This window comes from Flavobacterium gillisiae, assembly GCF_900107635.1.
GTDB classification, from domain to species: domain Bacteria; phylum Bacteroidota; class Bacteroidia; order Flavobacteriales; family Flavobacteriaceae; genus Flavobacterium; species Flavobacterium gillisiae.
Window position 1 is genome coordinate 84562 of the sequence record NZ_FNRD01000013.1, and the last position, 17148, is coordinate 101709.

Annotated in this window: 17 protein-coding genes and 1 riboswitch; of the genes, 14 read left to right on the top strand and 3 right to left on the bottom strand. The window is 34.5% G+C overall.

Features of this window, described 5'->3' with window-relative positions; genetic code table 11:
- Positions 1-19: 19 nt before the first annotated feature.
- Both BLV35_RS16050 and BLV35_RS16055 read right to left on the bottom strand, forming a co-directional pair.
- Positions 20-1051, bottom strand: coding sequence for an iron ABC transporter permease (locus BLV35_RS16050; RefSeq protein ID WP_091092578.1), 1032 nt, complete (start codon positions 1049-1051; stop codon positions 20-22).
- Between the two features lies 1 nt (position 1052).
- A complete protein-coding gene (locus BLV35_RS16055) occupies positions 1053-2195 on the bottom strand; it encodes an ABC transporter substrate-binding protein (RefSeq protein ID WP_091092580.1) in 1143 nt (380 codons plus the stop codon).
- A 96-nt stretch (positions 2196-2291) separates the two neighbouring features.
- On the opposite strand from BLV35_RS16055, the gene BLV35_RS16060 reads away from it, so the two are divergent.
- The 8 genes from BLV35_RS16060 to BLV35_RS16095 all read left to right on the top strand — a co-directional run bounded on the left by BLV35_RS16060 (position 2292) and on the right by BLV35_RS16095 (position 10267).
- On the top strand, positions 2292-2651 hold the full coding sequence (locus tag BLV35_RS16060; RefSeq protein WP_091092583.1) for a C1orf53 family protein: 360 nt from the start codon (positions 2292-2294) through the stop codon (positions 2649-2651).
- A gap of 17 nt (positions 2652-2668) precedes the next feature.
- The gene (gene cobU, locus BLV35_RS16065) at positions 2669-3178 is read left to right on the top strand and encodes a bifunctional adenosylcobinamide kinase/adenosylcobinamide-phosphate guanylyltransferase (RefSeq protein ID WP_091092587.1); all 510 of its coding nucleotides are present in this window, start codon (positions 2669-2671) and stop codon (positions 3176-3178) included.
- Between the two features lie 2 nt (positions 3179-3180).
- Entirely contained in the window at positions 3181-3831 is a 651-nt protein-coding gene (locus BLV35_RS16070) for a Dph6-related ATP pyrophosphatase (protein ID WP_091092589.1), read from the top strand.
- Between the two features lie 37 nt (positions 3832-3868).
- Entirely contained in the window at positions 3869-5542 is a 1674-nt protein-coding gene (gene cobT, locus BLV35_RS16075; RefSeq protein WP_091092591.1) for a nicotinate-nucleotide--dimethylbenzimidazole phosphoribosyltransferase, read from the top strand.
- Between the two features lie 164 nt (positions 5543-5706).
- Entirely contained in the window at positions 5707-6501 is a 795-nt protein-coding gene (locus tag BLV35_RS16080; RefSeq protein ID WP_091092593.1) for an adenosylcobinamide-GDP ribazoletransferase, read from the top strand.
- Complete coding sequence (gene cobC / locus BLV35_RS16085) at positions 6486-7010, top strand: alpha-ribazole phosphatase (protein WP_091092595.1); 525 nt, start codon at positions 6486-6488, stop codon at positions 7008-7010. The genes BLV35_RS16080 and cobC overlap by 16 nt, the downstream gene beginning before the upstream one ends.
- A gap of 43 nt (positions 7011-7053) precedes the next feature.
- Positions 7054-7319: riboswitch (cobalamin riboswitch) on the top strand.
- A gap of 31 nt (positions 7320-7350) precedes the next feature.
- Entirely contained in the window at positions 7351-9204 is a 1854-nt protein-coding gene (locus tag BLV35_RS16090; RefSeq protein WP_091092597.1) for a TonB-dependent receptor plug domain-containing protein, read from the top strand.
- A 4-nt stretch (positions 9205-9208) separates the two neighbouring features.
- Positions 9209-10267 carry a YncE family protein gene (locus tag BLV35_RS16095; protein ID WP_245712091.1) on the top strand — a complete coding sequence of 353 codons (1059 nt, stop codon included), beginning with the start codon at positions 9209-9211 and terminating at the stop codon, positions 10265-10267.
- A 79-nt stretch (positions 10268-10346) separates the two neighbouring features.
- Here BLV35_RS16095 and BLV35_RS16100 read toward each other — a convergent pair whose 3' ends face one another.
- Positions 10347-11792 carry a S41 family peptidase gene (locus tag BLV35_RS16100; protein WP_091092600.1) on the bottom strand — a complete coding sequence of 482 codons (1446 nt, stop codon included), beginning with the start codon at positions 11790-11792 and terminating at the stop codon, positions 10347-10349.
- A gap of 127 nt (positions 11793-11919) precedes the next feature.
- On the opposite strand from BLV35_RS16100, the gene BLV35_RS16105 reads away from it, so the two are divergent.
- The 6 genes from BLV35_RS16105 (at position 11920) to BLV35_RS16130 (ending at position 17132) form a co-directional block, all read left to right on the top strand.
- Positions 11920-12429, top strand: a complete 510-nt coding sequence (locus BLV35_RS16105; RefSeq protein ID WP_091092603.1) for an RNA polymerase sigma factor — start codon at positions 11920-11922, stop codon at positions 12427-12429.
- On the top strand, positions 12341-12871 hold the full coding sequence (locus BLV35_RS16110) for a hypothetical protein (protein ID WP_317040184.1): 531 nt from the start codon (positions 12341-12343) through the stop codon (positions 12869-12871). The genes BLV35_RS16105 and BLV35_RS16110 overlap by 89 nt, the downstream gene beginning before the upstream one ends.
- Positions 12872-12885: 14 nt before the next feature.
- The gene (locus BLV35_RS16115; RefSeq protein WP_091092609.1) at positions 12886-13416 is read left to right on the top strand and encodes a DUF4252 domain-containing protein; all 531 of its coding nucleotides are present in this window, start codon (positions 12886-12888) and stop codon (positions 13414-13416) included.
- Between the two features lies 1 nt (position 13417).
- Positions 13418-13954: a DUF4252 domain-containing protein gene (locus BLV35_RS16120; protein WP_091092611.1), complete on the top strand. Its 537-nt coding sequence runs from the start codon at positions 13418-13420 to the stop codon at positions 13952-13954.
- A 905-nt stretch (positions 13955-14859) separates the two neighbouring features.
- Entirely contained in the window at positions 14860-16164 is a 1305-nt protein-coding gene (locus tag BLV35_RS16125; RefSeq protein ID WP_091092614.1) for a phage integrase SAM-like domain-containing protein, read from the top strand.
- Between the two features lie 11 nt (positions 16165-16175).
- Positions 16176-17132 carry a hypothetical protein gene (locus BLV35_RS16130; RefSeq protein ID WP_091092617.1) on the top strand — a complete coding sequence of 319 codons (957 nt, stop codon included), beginning with the start codon at positions 16176-16178 and terminating at the stop codon, positions 17130-17132.
- Positions 17133-17148: the final 16 nt, after the last annotated feature.

Genomic DNA, 17148 nt, shown 5'->3' on the forward strand with positions numbered 1-17148 from the left:
TGCAGTTCATTGTATAAAATTAACCCATCATTTTCCGTTTTCGTACCAATAACCAAATCACTATTGGCGCTCCAAGTAAAGAGGTTATCGCATTTATAGGTAAGGTAATGTCAAATCCAGGCATTTGTGAAACCACATCACAAATTAGCATTATTCCAGCCCCAATGAGAAGTGTACTCCAATATAAAACCGAATGATTGCTGGTTTGAAATAGTAGTTTTGCAATATGAGGCACCGCCAAACCAATAAAAGCAATGGGTCCTGCATAAGCGGTAATGCTTCCAGCAAGGATGCTGGTGGCAAGGATAATGATTAATCGCGTTTTTTTGAAATTAAGTCCAAGGCTACGAGCGTAATTTTCACCGAGCAATAAGGCGTTTAGCGGTTTGATACTAAACAAACTTAAAAGCAATCCTATAAAAACAGAAATAGATAAAATAGTAATGGATGTCCATGATAAATTTCCAAGTGTTCCCATAGACCAGAAAGTAAATTTTTGCAATTGCTCCGCCGTACTAAAGTAGGTAAGTGTCCCTACAATGGCGCTGGTAAAACTACCAAACATTAAACCTACAATTAAAATAGCCATAGTGTCACGCAAGCGATGTGAAATCAGTAAAACTGCCAATAAAACAAAAGAGCTTCCTAAGGTTGATGCAAGCACAATTCCGTAAGAGGATAGTAATATTGAACTGATGAATGCAGGCATAAATGCTGCTCCCAATATAACAAAAGCTACTCCTAAACTTGCACCAGAACTGAGTCCCAATACATAAGGACCCGCTAGTGGATTCCTAAACAAGGTTTGCATTAATAAGCCACTAATCGAAAGTCCCATACCTACTAAAACTGCCGTAATTGCTTTGGGTAACCTGTAGTTAATGATGATGTATTCCCAAGTTGATTTACTCGCCTGCCCACCTGTTAAACTGCTGTACACTTCCTTAAACGGAATCGTAATCGAACCCAAGCTAATGTTGATAAAAAACAAAGCAATAAGCCCTAATCCGAGTAAGGAAAATAAAAATAGGTTACGTTTTCTATGGGTCAATTTAATTCAGTTTTTGTGCAAAGGTAAACGTATAATTGGGAAGTAATTCAGGATGAAAGATTTTGATATAATCTTTTAGCACTAAATCTGGTCGGCTTGGAGCTGTTTCATAATAAATAGTGCCTCCTGTGGCGCCTGTTTTTCCTTCAAAAGTATAGACTTGTTTGGTTTTAAAAGCATCAAATTGACTGTAATGTGGGTTAATTGCATTCAATTCGGCAACCGTTTTATAGGATCCCGAAGCTATCCAGTAATTGGCTGATTTGGCTTTTTCTAATACTTGTTCGAATGATAATCCTATGCTTCCTGTTCCTGCCACATCCGACCATAAATAATTGGCTTTGGCATCTTTAATAAATTGTGCTACCCAGCTGTTGGCTTTGGCCACATACCATTGGTCTTGGTACATCGATCCATACAATACAGTTGCCGTTGGTTTTTTGGTGGCAACCAAAGCTAGGGCATCCTTGTAATTTTTGACAATAGTTTCAAATTGATTTTTAGCTTCTTTTTCTTTGCCAAAAAGCGCTCCGTAAAGTTTAATCCATTCGGCTTTTCCAAGTGGAGATTGCTCCATCCAATCGGCCTGAATGAGCACTTTTAAACCACTTTTGGTCAAATTGTCCAGCATGGGGTTGTTGTTGTCGATACCAAAAGTCACAATAAGTTCGGGACTCCTATCGATCAACATTTCCATATTTAGTTTTTCGTTTTGGCCTACATTTTTGACAGTTCCGTTGTCAATTAATTTTCTGGTTTTCACCGAAGAAATAAAGTCGGTATGAGGGAATCCAACTAATTTATTTTCGACACCAAGCATTTCTAAATAGGGAACAATTGTGGTTGAAGTAACAACAATTGACTCCAAAGGCACTTGGATGGTATTGTATTTTATTAAGCTATCAGGGACTGTAGCATTTTTTTCTTTTAGGATATAAGTAAAATCTTTTTCGGCATTAGGCCATGGATTAATTACTTTAACGATCGAATAACCATTTTGTTTGTAAATGGCCAAGCTTGTCGCATATTCAATTTCGTTTTTTGTATTCGAAATAGTTTTAGTGTCTAGTTTTTCTGTTTTTTTACATGCGGTTAGCGTTAAAAAAATAAAAACAAAAAGAATGCGGTAGGAATTGATTTTCATGCTGCGATTTTAGAAGTAGCACAAAGGTAGAAGAAAATACAAAAAATCTTGTTTATTTTTTGTTCAAAAAAAATCAACAAATACTATCTTTACCAAATGAATGCTATAAAAGTGAAACAATGTTCTAGTTGCTCAACTCCTTTTGACTGCGGTGACACAACTGCTCAAAGTTGCTGGTGCAACAATTTTCCACCTTTATTTGTAGCAACTACCGCCGTCGATTGCCTTTGTCTTGAATGTTTTAAAAAAGCAAGTTCGGATAAAATTGATGATTATATAAATAGTTTAACTCCCGAAACGATTCTTGACAATAAAGTAACTGCATTACCAAAAGCAGCCCAATTAATCGAAGGAATTGATTATTATTTAGAAAATGGTAATTATGTTTTTAAGTCTTTTTTTCATCTAAAAAGAGGGAGTTGTTGCGGTAATGGTTGTCGGCATTGTCCTTATTAATTTAGAAAAATAAATTCATGATATATTTAATTACAGGAGGCGAACGTTCAGGTAAAAGCGGATTTGCTGAGCATTTGGCTAAAGAACTAGCGCCTAAACCGATGTATGTTGCTACAGCGAGAAAATGGGATGATGACTTTCAGAAAAGAATTGATCGCCACCAAAAAGACCGTGACGAACGCTGGGTAAATGTTGAAAAAGAAAAGTACTTGAGCGAAATTGATTTTTCAGGAAATGTAGCGATCGTAGATTGTGTCACTTTGTGGTTGACGAATTTTTTTGTGGATACTAAAAATGATGTAGCCCTTTCCTTGGAACAAGCCAAAGCAGAATTTGACAAAATTGAAACTCAAGAAAATACAACGATTATTATTGTGACCAACGAAATAGGAATGGGCGTTCATGCCGATACACACATTGGTCGGAAATTTACCGAATTGCAAGGTTGGATGAACCAATATATTGCCAAAAAAGCAGAAAAAGTAGTATTAATGGTTTCGGGAATTCCGGTAACGATAAAAGGGTAATTATGAATTTCTTGACTTCTTGGAGCGGTGGAAAAGACAGTTGCTACGCGATGATGCAGGCCATTGATCAAGGATTGGTTCCGCAAGTTTTGCTCAATATGATGAATGAGAATGGAAAGGTATCGCGTTCGCATGGACTGCCGTTATCCATTTTAAATCAACAAGCTCAAAAAATGCAGTTGCCACTCGAAGGGATTCCAGCAACTTGGGGCGATTATGAAGCTAAGTTTATTAGTACTTTGAAAACGCTTAAAGCAAAATATACTTTGGATGCCGCAGTTTTTGGTGATATCGATTTGCAAGCGCACAAAGATTGGGAAGACAAAGTATGCATAGCATCAGATTTAAAAGCAGTTTTACCTTTATGGCAACAAGATCGACTTGTTTTAGTCAATGAAATGATTGATAATGGAATCGAGACGATGATTGTTTCCTGTAATACAACCATGGGTGAGGGGTATTTAGGAAGGATTTTATCGAAAGAATTAGCAATTGAGTTACAACAAAAAGGGATAGATCCTTGTGGCGAAAACGGAGAGTTTCATACCTTGGTGCTTAATTGTCCGCTTTTTTCGGAACGCATTATACTACCTGAATTTTCGGTAAAAACCTATAAGGAGTATTGCTTTATAGTTTGGGAAGATTTTTGTTAGCAATAAACTCAAATTGAAATTTTAAATAAAAAACAGGATGACTAATTTAGATGAAATTTTACAAGCACGTCGTGATACTCGTCATTTTACAAATGATGAAGTGCCAGACGAGGTAATCAACAAAGCATTGCAGGCGGGGCATTGGGCGCCTTCTGTGGGTTTGACCGATGCTACAAAATATTATCTAATCAAGTCGGATGAAATAAAAAAAGCCGTTAAAGCGCTGTTTGTAGACTACGACAACAAAGCCGCCAATCAAACGGATAATGAGCAACAAAAAGCAGCTTATAAAGCATTAAAACTAGAAGCAATCGAAGAAGCACCCCTTGGTTTGGTTATTTGTTATGATCGTTCGGTATTGAATAATTTTACCATCGGAACAGTGGGAAGTAATGAATCTATTAAGTTCAGTGCCGTTTGTGCCGCTCAAAATATCTGGCTGTCCTTGACAGAGCAAGGTTTTTCGATGGGGTGGATTTCGATTTTAAATTATTATCAATTCAAGCAACTATTAGGATTGCCCGAACATATGGAACCGCTGGGGTATTTTTGCGTAGGCAAACCCGCTACTAATTATGACAACCAACCCATGTTGCAGCAACTAAATTGGAAACAAAAATCAGAATTTCCTTTTGTAGAGGAAATAAGAATCCTGCATCCAGTAGCTGAAATAAAGAGGGATAAGGAAATAAATAAAGATTGCTCAATTTCTTTATCAGAAGCCTTGCAATACAAAATTGATCATAAAACCAAGCCCACTGGTGCACTTGGTGTTTTGGAAAAATTAGCCAAACAGATAGGGGAGCTGTTCCAAACATTGAAACCAAAAATTATCCTGCCACACATTGTCGTTTTTGCTGCGGATCATGGTATTGCTCAGCATGGTGTGAGTGCCTATCCGCAGGATGTAACCCGACAAATGGTTTCTAATTTTCTAGAAGGTGGCGCCGCGATAAATGTGTTTTGCAAACAAAATAACATCAATCTTTCTATTGTAGATGCCGGAGTGAATTATGATTTTCCACCAAATGCAAAGCTAGTTTCGGCTAAAATCGATAAAGGAACGAAGTCGTTTATAGCAGGGCCAGCAATGAGTAAAATGCAAATGGAACTTTGCTTTACAAAAGGAAGTGAAATTGTTAAAACGATTGCGAAATCAGGCAGCAATTGTGTTGGATTTGGCGAAATGGGAATTGGTAATACTTCCACAGCCTCCGTTTTGATGAGTGTCTTGTGTGGTTTTCCAATCGAAGACTGCGTAGGAAGAGGTACTGGGGTAAATGACGAAAAGTTAATTGAGAAGCAAATGACCCTCAAGAAAGCTCTCGATAATTATAGTGGTTTACTGGATTTAGATAGCCAGTTGGCCTATTTTGGTGGATTTGAAATCCTGCAGATGGCAGCTGGAATGCTGGAAGCTTATGAAAACAGGATGCTTATTTTGGTTGATGGGTTTATTTGCAGTGTCGCTTTTTTGGTAGCAAGCAAAAAGAATCCTTTAATCATTAAAAATGCTGTTTTTAGTCATCAGTCGGCCGAGCAGGCACATGGAAAACTATTAGATTACCTTGAAGCTTCCGCTATTCTTAAACTCGATTTGCGTTTAGGAGAAGGTACTGGTTGCGCTATTGTGTTTCCCATTATAGAATCGGCAGTGGCTTTCTTGAATGAAATGGCAAGTTTTGAAAGTGCCGGAGTGAGTAGTAAATGATTTGGCTAAAGCCAAATACAGCTATAATTTGCTTGCCTTTAGATAAGTCAGGAGTTAATTTTGAAAACAGTATATTGAATTGCCAATAGCTTTAGCTATTGGATACTAAAAAAGAGCTTTAGATTGGCTTTAGCCAAGTCACACAAAAAATATTTTATTAAAAAATGAAAAAAGAAATCCATATATTTTTTACTGCGTTAATGTTTTACACTCGGATTCCATGTCCAAGAAACATTGATCATAATCCCGATTATTTGAATAAAGCGAGTCGGTACTTTCCTCTTATTGGATGGATTGTGGGGAGCGTGGCTTTTGGTATTTTTTGGTTGTTTAATTATTTGTTAGGTCCTGAAATTGCCGTTATCTTTTCAATGATTGCATCGGTACTGCTTACAGGCGCTTTTCATGAGGACGGTTTTGCCGATGTCTGTGATGGTTTTGGAGGAGGTTGGACTAAAGAAAAGATTTTGATGATTATGAAAGACAGCGCGATTGGAGCCTATGGTGCAATTGGTGTTGTATTGCTATTATTACTGAAATATCATTCACTTTCTCGAATTGTCTCTTCAGAAATACCAAATCTTAATTCGGAAATCCTAATTTTTATATTGTTTGTTTCCGCACATTCTTTGAGCCGATTGGCAGCAATTTCGATTGTTTTTACGCATGAGTATTCGCGAGAAGACGCTACTAGTAAAAGCAAACCCATAGCGCAAAATTTTTCTTGGCGAGAAGTGGTTGGCGCCTTCCTTTTCGGACTACTGCCACTTGTCATCTTGATTTGTTTTCAATGGCAATTCGTACTAGTCTTAGTTCCAGTTTTCTTGACCCGATTTTTCTTAGCGCGTTATTTCCAGAAATGGATTGACGGTTATACTGGGGATTGTCTTGGAGCAACCCAACAAGTGTGTGAAGTAGTATTTTATCTAGCAGTTATCGTCCTATGGAAGTTTATTTAATTCGTCATACCGAGACGGTGTGTGAAAAAGGAATCTGCTACGGACAATCGGACGTGAAGATTCAAGAACCTTATTTGGAATTGTTTGCGGAAATCAAAAATCAAATTCCAAAAGATTCAATAGTATATTCTAGTCCTTTGTTTCGATGTATAGAGTTGGCTAATTATGTGGCATCGTCTCCAATTATTAGGGATGATCGTTTGATGGAAATGAATTTTGGAGATTGGGAAATGGTCAATTGGGACGCTATTCCTCCAGATGATTTTGCGCCTTGGATGAATGATTTTGTGAATGTTGCTGTTCCTAACGGAGAGGCTTTTACCGATTTGTATGACAGAGTTGTAGATTTCATGGAAGATGAACTACAAAAAGGGCATACAAAACCGATCGTTATAGTTGCCCACGCTGGCGTAATCCGTAGCGTATTATGTAAAATTTCAAATTTACCATTAAAAGACGCTTTTCAAAACAAAGTTGATTTTGGAGCTGTGATTAAAATCGAAATTTAATAATAACTATGCTATTTTAATTTTTTTTCTAAATTAAGTATTACTTTTGCCGCCGTATTGAGGTTGTGCATTTGCTTTTTGCAAAACACATTAAAAGGGAATCAAGTGAAAATTTAGGAATTACGAATTTAGATTCAGGATTTTAAATCCGAAATCGTAAATCCCAAATCAAAAATCTTGAGCTGTACCCGCAACTGTAAGCTATCAAGCTTGTTGTTATCTACAAAACCACTGTTTCGTTCTATAAACGAGATGGGAAGGTAAACAACAAGACGCAAGCCAGGAGACCTGCCTAATACATAATTATTAACAAACTTTCGGGAGATAAGGTTTAGAAATTATGACTGCTAAAAAGCTACTAGTATTTTATTTTTTATTATTGTGCCAAATTATTTTGGCTCAAAATGATAGTGTTCATAAGTTAAAGGAAGTTATAATTTCAGATAGCAATCTCAAGAAATTTTCTAGTTCTCAGTCGGTTATTCATTTCAATGATTCGATTATTAATAAAAACGAAGCCTTATTAACGGATTTATTAAACTTCAATACCGTGCTTTATTTTAAGGAATATGGTCGCGGAATGTTGTCTACAGTTGCGTTTCGAGGAACAACCGCCTCGCAGACAGCAGTAATTTGGAACGGAATAAATATAAATTCCCAAATGAATGGAAGTACAGATTTCAATACGATTTCATCTGCCAATTTTAATTCGATCAGTGTAAAAGCGGGTGGAGGAAGTGTGATTTATGGCAGTGGAGCAATAGGAGGAACGGTTCATTTGAATAATGATTTGGTGTTTAAGAATCAGTTTGTCAATAGTTTAAAACTCGATTATGGAAGCTTTAATACCATAGGGGTGAACTACAAAATGGAGGTAGCTAATGAACAATGGAGTACTCAGCTTAGTTTTACTAAAAACAGTTCTACCAATGATTATCCCTATTTGAATTCTTATAATTGGAAAGGAATACAACGTTGGAACCAGAACGGGCAGTATGACGTTATGGGTTTGAATGCTAATCTAGGCTATAAAATTAATAACAACAACACTCTGAAATTATACAGTCAAACGTCCAATACTGATCGCAATATTTCATTAATTTCCGAATCGGAAGCAAAGACAAAATATGTCAATGGTTTTAGTCGTAATTTGTTGGAGTATGTTGGGTTTTTTGGTGGGCTTACCGCCAATGCAAAAGCGGCTTATGTCTTCGAGAGCTATAATTATTTTCCGGATATCGAGAGCAACGATCATAGTTTTGGAGAAACAGGAAGCCTAATTACTAAAGCTGATCTTGGCTATCAATTCAAAAAAGCATTCGAATTAAAAGGAGTTTTCGAATACAATAAAACGAACGGTTCGGGCTCTGGATTTGGAACTCATTCGAGAGAAATAAGTTCGGGAGCGCTATTAGCGAAGCATAGTATCAGTAAAAGATTGTTATATGAATTGGGTGTTCGAAAAGAATTTACTACCAACTATAAATCACCAGTTTTGGCTTCCTTAGGGTCAACTTATGAATTTAGTAAAATGTACAGTTTGAAAATGAATTTTTCTCGAAATTTCCGTATTCCAACGTATAATGATTTATACTGGGAGGAAGGAGGGAATCCCAACTTAAAACCCGAAAGTTCCTATCAAGCAGAGCTAAGTAATGTGTTTTTATATCATGATTTTACGCTTTCGCAAACGGCATACTTCATTAAAATTGATGATTTGTTAAGATGGATTCCTGGTGATAAAGGAATATGGTCGCCACAAAATACAGATAGGGTCAATACCTATGGAACTGAGTTTCTTTTAGGATGGGCACATAATAAGGGGCAGCATTATTTTAATGCAAATGCAACCTATGCGTACACCGTTTCGGAAAATAGAGAGACCAAAAAGCAACTTTTTTTCGTTCCATTTAATAAAACAACAGCGTCGCTGGGATATTCATACAAGAGGGTTGCTGTCAATTATCAGTTTTTATATAATGGATTTGTTTTTACTCGATCAGATAATGATCCCAATGAAATTATTAAATCATACACCGTTTCTAATGTAGGGGTTGATTATGATTTTACTTTTTTATCTTCTTTTAAACTGGGTTTCCAAGTTTTAAATGTCTTTAACGAGAACTATCAAAGCTTAGAAAATAGGCTAATGCCAGGAAGAAATTTTAATATGTACTTAAACCTTAAATTTTAATATAATGATGAAGTTATCAAGATTGTTTTTAATTGCAATAAGTGTTTCGCTTTTTGTATCGTGTTCAAAGGATGATGAGCCAGCAGTGCCAAAAGGCTTATACGAAAATGGAATTTTCGTTTTGAATGAAGGAGGTTCTGGATCAGGATCTGTTTCTTACATAAGTAATGACTTAACAGGCTTTACTCAAAATGTTTATAGTACAGTAAATGGTACTGATGTTTTAGGAAAATATGTACAATCTATGTTTTTTGATGGAGACAATGCTTATATTATTGTAGGTGGTTCAAATGTGATTAGTGTTGTTAATCGATATACCTTTAAGCTAATTGCTAAAATTGAAACAGGTTTAAAAACGCCAAGATACGGAGTTGTAAAAGATGGAAAAGCGTATGTAACCAATGCAAATACGTATTCGTACTCTAATCCAGCTACAGGAAATACAGATGATTATATTGCGGTGATTGATTTACTGACTAATACTGTAGAATCTAAAATTGATTTGAACGCAACTGCCAATAGAATTTTACTTGAAAACGGTAAACTTTATATCACAGAGCCTTACAATAATAACAAATTATTAGTTGTTAATCCTATTACAAAAGCGCTTGAAACGCCTGTTGCAATTGGATCGGATGCAAATACAATGGAAGTAAAAGATGGTGTTTTATATGTTTTGAGAAGCCCATACGGAGGAAGAAGCGAAATGGTAAAAGTAAAATTATCAGACAAAACAATGACAAAGCTTGTTTTTCCTCAAGCCTTAGACGGGGTTGGGAATTTAGATATTTATGATAATAAAGCATATTATACTTTAAATACATCGGTTTATGCGATGAACTTGAATGCATCTGAAGCTTCAACTACTGAAATTATGAAATACACATCAACTTCAGCTTACGGAAAAATGTATGGTTTTGCAGTAAGAGACAATCGTATTTACATTGCTGATGGAGGAGATTTTTCGGCAAATAGTAAAGCGTATGTGTACTCATTGACAGGAACGATTCAAAAAGAATTTACTGTAGGTGTTGGTCCAAATGGTTTCTATTTTAATGAATAGATAATTCATTGTTTTATACAACTAAAAAAGGCTTTCAGTGATGAAAGCCTTTTTTAGTTTTATGTTTACCGTTTATGAATTATTCCAAGGCTTTCAAGATGCCTTCAGGTGCTTTTTCTAAATACATTTGGTTTTGTATACCATTCAATGATTTTGTGTCACTAAAATAGTTGAAGTCTTTCTCTGGACTTTGTTTCAGCATTTTACCTGTTCCTGTAATTTTTCCTATAGCTGTGCTCAATAAAGGTTCGGTAGAATTTCCAAGGACATCCAGATTGCCGTAATTTTCTTTTAGCGAGTAATCAGGTGTTAGTCCATTGAAGTAATCTCCAAAACCTGCTGCATTTACAATTTTTAAAACAATGGGCTGCATGGCATAACGGTGATTTGGGTTTCTGTTGTCCTTGCCAAAAGTAGGGGAGTCATATAAGGTAACCGATCCAACATTTTTTCCTGTCGTTATATCTCCTATTTGAACTACAGTCATATAAGGTTTTAAACCATTGATGACAAGTTCACTTGCTGAAGCCGTGCTTTTTGTGGTAAGGATATAAATTTTACTTAGATTCAAACTGTTTACTGCAGTAGTTCCTATCTTATCTGTAAAGTTGTTTTTTAGCGCTTCTGGATTGTTAGATTCAAAGTAGCTGTTGATTTTTGGATTCCATTGCTGTTTTGCAAAAACTTTTCCGGTATACTGTCCTGTAATCATGCTGGCTAGACGAGTAGCGGTAAGTACTGATCCACCTCCATTATATCTTAAATCTAGTACTAAATCAGTAATTCCTTGTGATTTTAAGCTTCCGAAAGCATCGTTTAATTGATTGTCGTAATCCGCATAAAAACCATTATACAATAGATAGCCAATTTTATGTGTCCCATTAGTGATGACTTTATTGATTAATATTGGGTTTTCAGACAGTACCGTTTTCGTTAAAGCAACGGTTTTATTATTAGGTGTAATGGCTCCTGAATTGTAATCAGCAAGGTTTAAAGTGAAAGTATCATTAGCTAATAAAGACTGATAATTACTTATGGTAAGTTGGGTTCCATTAATACCATAAAAGATGGCTCCGCGTTTAATATCTTTAGTTGCTGCATCAGATCCTGGAATGATGTAACGAACATATCCAAAAATATCTGTAGTGCTTCCTGGTTTGTAAACTAATCCAAACTCAATACCACTATTTTTTGTAATTCCTTGAAGTGCGCCTTCAAGTTCCAAATAATCATCTACAATCCAACTAAATCTATCGATAGACTTATCGACTCTTAGCGCGTCAAATAATTCTTCAGGAACTGGATATCCTCGCAGGAAAACGTTTAGTATGTCTTGCGATGCAAAACGGTCATCGGATAGGTTAGGCACATCTGGTTGCCATAAATAATATTGGTTTAGTCCTTTCCAAATAAAATCCTGTACTTCCAGGTTTATAGGTGCTGCAGTATCATCATTATCTTGACAGCTTTGGAAAGAAAAAACTACTAAAAGAAGTAATAGCGCAAATTTGAGTGTAGGTTTCATATATTGAGGTAATTTATATAATGAACGTAAAAATAGTATCTTTAGTTTTAATTTTTAGTGTTTTTTGTAACAAAAATAAAACTGTCTCGTCTTGATACTATAAGCTGGACTAATAATGTATTGATTTATGAACCAAATAGAGTTTTTGCAGATTACAGCTTCATTCAAAGACAAAGTCTTTCGATTAGCAAAAAGGTTGCTCATAAGTACAGAGGAAGCTGAAGACGCTACTCAAGAGATTTTGGTTAAATTATGGAGCAAAAATGAAAGTTTGGTTGCTATTAATAACGTAGAAGCTTTTGCGATGACAATGACTAAAAATTATTGTTTAGATCAGTTGAAGTCAAGAAGAGCAGGAAACGTCAAGATCAGTCATGATAATTTTACTGATAAATCAGCAAGATTAGATAAAATACTGGAAGACGGAGACAGTTTGAATTGGGTTGAGAAAATAATTAATCAATTGCCTGAACAGCAAAAGTTGATAATTCAGATGCGGGACATTGAGCAATATGATTTTGAAGAAATTGCAAAAATATTAGAAATGAATGAAACAGCTATTCGGGTGGCACTTTCAAGAGCAAGAAAAACAATTAGAGAAAATATGTCAAAAATCCACAGATATGGAATTGAATAAAATAGAAATGTTACTAGAAAAATACTTTGAAGGTCAAACTAGTATACATGAAGAGAAAGAGCTGCAAAAATACTTTAGCTCTGCAGATGTTGCGCCTCATTTGGATCAGTACACGCCAATTTTCGGGTATTTTTCACAGGCTGCTACTCTGGAGTTGAAACAAGAGACTCAGGTACCGACGATAGTTAAGGGTAGGAAAAGAACAAAAGTATGGCTGTCGATTGCCGCTTCAATTGTTGTTATGCTGGGTGCCGGAACCTATGTGTATTTTGATAAAGAAGTTGTCAGTCAGGATCTGGGGACGTATGACAATCCGGAGGTAGCGATGAAAGAAACACAAAAAGCATTGGCAATGTTGTCAAGCCATGTGAATGTTGGCATAGAAAGTGTTATATGTTTGGAGCAATACGAGGATTCAAAAAAATTAATTTTTAAACAATAATAAATATAAAAGAAATGAAAAAAGGTATAATCACATTAGTATTTGCATTAATTACAAGCCCATTTTTTGCGCAAGCTGCTTTCGATAAATTTGACGGACAAGATGATGTTACGTCCATTATCGTAAATAAAAAAATGTTTGAGTTGATGAGTAAGGTTAAAGTTGATGCTTCTGATAAAGAAACTCAGCAATATATGAACTTGATAAAAAAGTTGGACAATTTAAAAGTCTTTACGACTAGCAGTACTAGAGCAACTAATGAAATGAGATCAGCTGCTGAGAAGTATATAAGAACTGCTGGTTTAGAAGAATTGATGCGTGTGAATGACAGCGGTAAAAACATAAAAATATTGGTGAAATCTGGAGCGACAGATTCTCAGATAAAAGAACTTTTGATGTTTATCGAAGGGGGAAGTAAATCTGACGAAACTGTTTTAATGTCATTAACAGGTAACTTTGATTTGAATGAAATTTCGATTCTTACTGATAAAATGAGAATACCTGGTGGAGACGATTTGAAAAGAGCAACCAAAGGAAAAAAATAAGATGAAAACGATTTATAGCTTTGCGATTTTTCTAAGTCTGTTAGTTGTTGGTTGTAACACAGAGCCTACGCTGCAGAAGTACTTTGTAGAAAATACTGAAAATAAAGACTTCATTGTATTAGATGTTTCGCCGAGTATCTTGAATTTAGACAAAGCGAAACTATCTGCAGAGGAAAATGGAGCTTTGGAATCATTTGACAAAATGAATGTTTTAGCGTTCAAGCTTGATGAAACCAACAAAGTACTATTCGAAACAGAGCGTGCGAAGATTAACTTGATTTTAAAGGGCAAAAAGTACCAACAGCTGATGAAGTATGGTTCTGGTTCGGCTGGAGCTTCAGTGAGTTATGTAGGCTCGGATGAGCACATAGATGAGTTTGTGCTGTTTGCGAATAGTAAAGATGCCGGGTTTGCCGTCGTGCGGGTTTTGGGTGACGATATGAACCCTAATAACATTATGACGTTGATGTCTGTTTTGAAAAAATCTAATATCGATATGGAGCAATTGAAGCCTTTGCAGGAAATGTTTAAAAAATAAAATTAAATACTTTTAATTATGAGCGTCCCGGCAGTTTGTCTGGGCGCTTTTTTTATGGACCCTATTTTGGTGTAGATAGTAAAAGTGTGTGTTTGGTATCTTTTTCTGTTATTGAGAATTTTTATTTGAATGGTGCGGATTGGTTTTGGGGAACAGTAGTTCTAAGGTTTTATAAAGTCTATAATTTCCTATTTATAGGTCCAAAATTGATTCGTAACATAATCCTGTTTTATTGTTGAAAATTGGGGTTTATTTAAAAAATCACTAAAAGTTGGTATTGCGAAAGAGGCGTAATAGGCGTTCCTTTACTTTACTGTAGGAACGGTCGTTACTGTACTGTTTACGGGATTAAAATAAAAAATAAGATGATGATTGACAAGAAATATAGAGAAGCTAATTTAGAGCTATTAAGATCGGAACATAAAAACGACAGATTGTTTTTGTGTATAGGTACTTTCGTAATTATAGCAATTGGTTTTTCAATATCATTTTTACTAATTATGTTTTTTTTAATGAAGCTTGGAGGATAGTTTTAGAAATAGCGTTTGATAAAAAAGGAGCTTCAGTAAGCTTCGCTATATTTCATGGATTTATTCTTGACCAGGGCGGGACTGACTTCGTCTTTCCCAACAAAGCTCTGCTTTGAAAAAAGAAATGCTTTTAAAATAATTTCAAGCAAGCTTGATTATTTTAAAAGCATTTCTTTTTATTCGTGACCACGGTGGGAACTAAGCCCGTGTATTATCACGGAACTACAATTTCCATAAAGTGCCGTTAATAAAGGGATTGTTAAAATATCAGTTCGTAATAATTTGTAATAATTCGTAATAATTCGCTTTATGTTGACTAAATGTTGACTAACTATTATTTTTGATTACATTTATACTGTTCAAAAATTACTACAAATGGCAACTATTAAATTCATACTTCAAAGCAAAACGGACAGTTCAAATATTTATGTTCGTTATTCCATAAGCCGAACTATAAACCTAAAACGAAAAACGGGTTTAATAATTGATGCTAAAGATTGGAACGAGAAAAAAGCACAGCCAATTTTAAGAAATGAAGATTTAAAAGGATTAAACTATAAACTCGATGATTTGGCAAAACATCTCGATACAGCTTATAACAATGCAATAAGTGAGGGAATAGAGCTTACAGGCGATTGGCTACAACTACAAATTGATATATTCAACAATAAAACACCCATTGTGGAATTAGATGTTTTAACTAACTATATTCAAAAATACATAGATGATGCACCATACAAACAAAACCAAAAAAAAGAACTGGGTTTGAGTGCTGGACGTGTTGCCAATATTAGACTATTCAAAAAAACCATTATACGCTATCAGGATGCAGTGCTGAAAGGTAAAAGTGTTTTAATTAAAAATATTAATTTGAAATTTGTTGAAGATTATAAACTTTGGTTATTTGGAAAAGGATATTCAACTAATTATGTAGGTAAGAACATTGCAAACATTAGAACCATTTGCCTCGATGCTTCAAAGAATGATATTGAAATCTCGACACAGATAAAAAATATTAAAGGACTTTCTGAACAGAAACCGCCCGAACAGATTATTTATTTAAGTGAAGCAGAACAGGAACTAATAAAAAATACAACCTTAATGCGTGAAGCTTTAATAAACACCCGCAAATGGTTGTTGTTAGGTTGTTTAATTGGGCAACGTGGAGGCGATTTGTTGAATATTACTGATAAAAATATAAAAGAGTTAAACGGTATTAAAATAATCGAACTTAAGCAACAAAAAACAGGCAAACTTGTTGCAATTCCTTTGCTACCTGATGCACTTGAAATAATTGAAAATGGTTTGCCTTATAAAATTTCTTTAACTAAATTTAACGAGTATCTAAAAGACGTTTGCGAAATTGCTGGACTGATAGAGCCGACAACAGGACGCAAGAAAGAAAAAAACAACGCACCAACAATAAAGAAAGTGTTCCTTAAACACGAATTGATAAGTTCCCACGTTTGCAGACGTTCCTTTGCTACTAATTTTTACGGACGTATTCCAACACCTGTATTAATGAATATAACGGCTCACGGCTCAGAGCGGATGTTTCTTTCTTATATTGGAAAAACTACTTATGACAATGCATATCAAATGCTTGAATATTTCAGTAAATTAGCACCTAGAGAAAAAACACCTCAAATGGAGGTTATAAGAAACACAGGCATTAAATAAACCATATTCAAATGTTAATTAACAGAATTGATAAAATAGAACTTGAAATTTTTAAATCATTATTTGATTATGAAAAATTAAATATGACGAATTTTGAATCTTTCGACGATAGATTTAAATACCCTATAATTGAAAACAATATGAATAGGATAAAAGCATATTTAAGAACATTAAAAAAAGATAAATATTTTGCAGAGTATGTTTATGCGTTAAATATGCTTAAAAATAAAATTGAAGTATTAAATGATGACCTTAAAAAAAATAATCTACTAGAAAGTTATGACCAATATTTATTTGATTTTGAGCCGATAAAAAACAAAGAGCTAATTAATGATTATTTAATAAATTTTATTGAAAGGTTTGTTCGGATTGCTGTTTTTAAACATTTTGATGAAATTTTAGAATATCAAAAAAAAATAAATATTGAATATTTTATAAATAGGCATCCAAAATTAAGGGATAGATATAAAATATTGAAAAAAAATATTGAAGCAATTAATAATGAAATGGCATTTGGAACTAGCAAAAACATTGTTTTCGGAGGTTTTGATATGCATACATATTGTAATGATTTGTTTTTGATTCCATTGATTGATAAAAAAGAAATTTTTGAAATCGAACTTGATAAGATAATTTTAAAAATTGAGCAAAAAGGAATTATTGTCAATAAATTAGTTGAGTCTTTACTAGATTTAAGCGACTCAACAGCCACAGAAAAAATAATCTATTTACAAAAGCTAGGAGTTATTGATTTTTTAAGAAAGAAAAATAATATTTCAATTAATGGTTTGGCTAGTGCTTTAAGTGCTATTACAGGAGAAAAAGCAACAACAATTCAGTCGGCTATAAATCCAATAATTAGTAAAGATGCTGGCCAAAAAAATAATCCTTTGAATACTGATAAGACAGTAAAAAAAGTTGAAAAACAGCTTATAAACATTGGTTTCAACTTAGATGAAACGATTTAGGGAATCCCTAAAAATA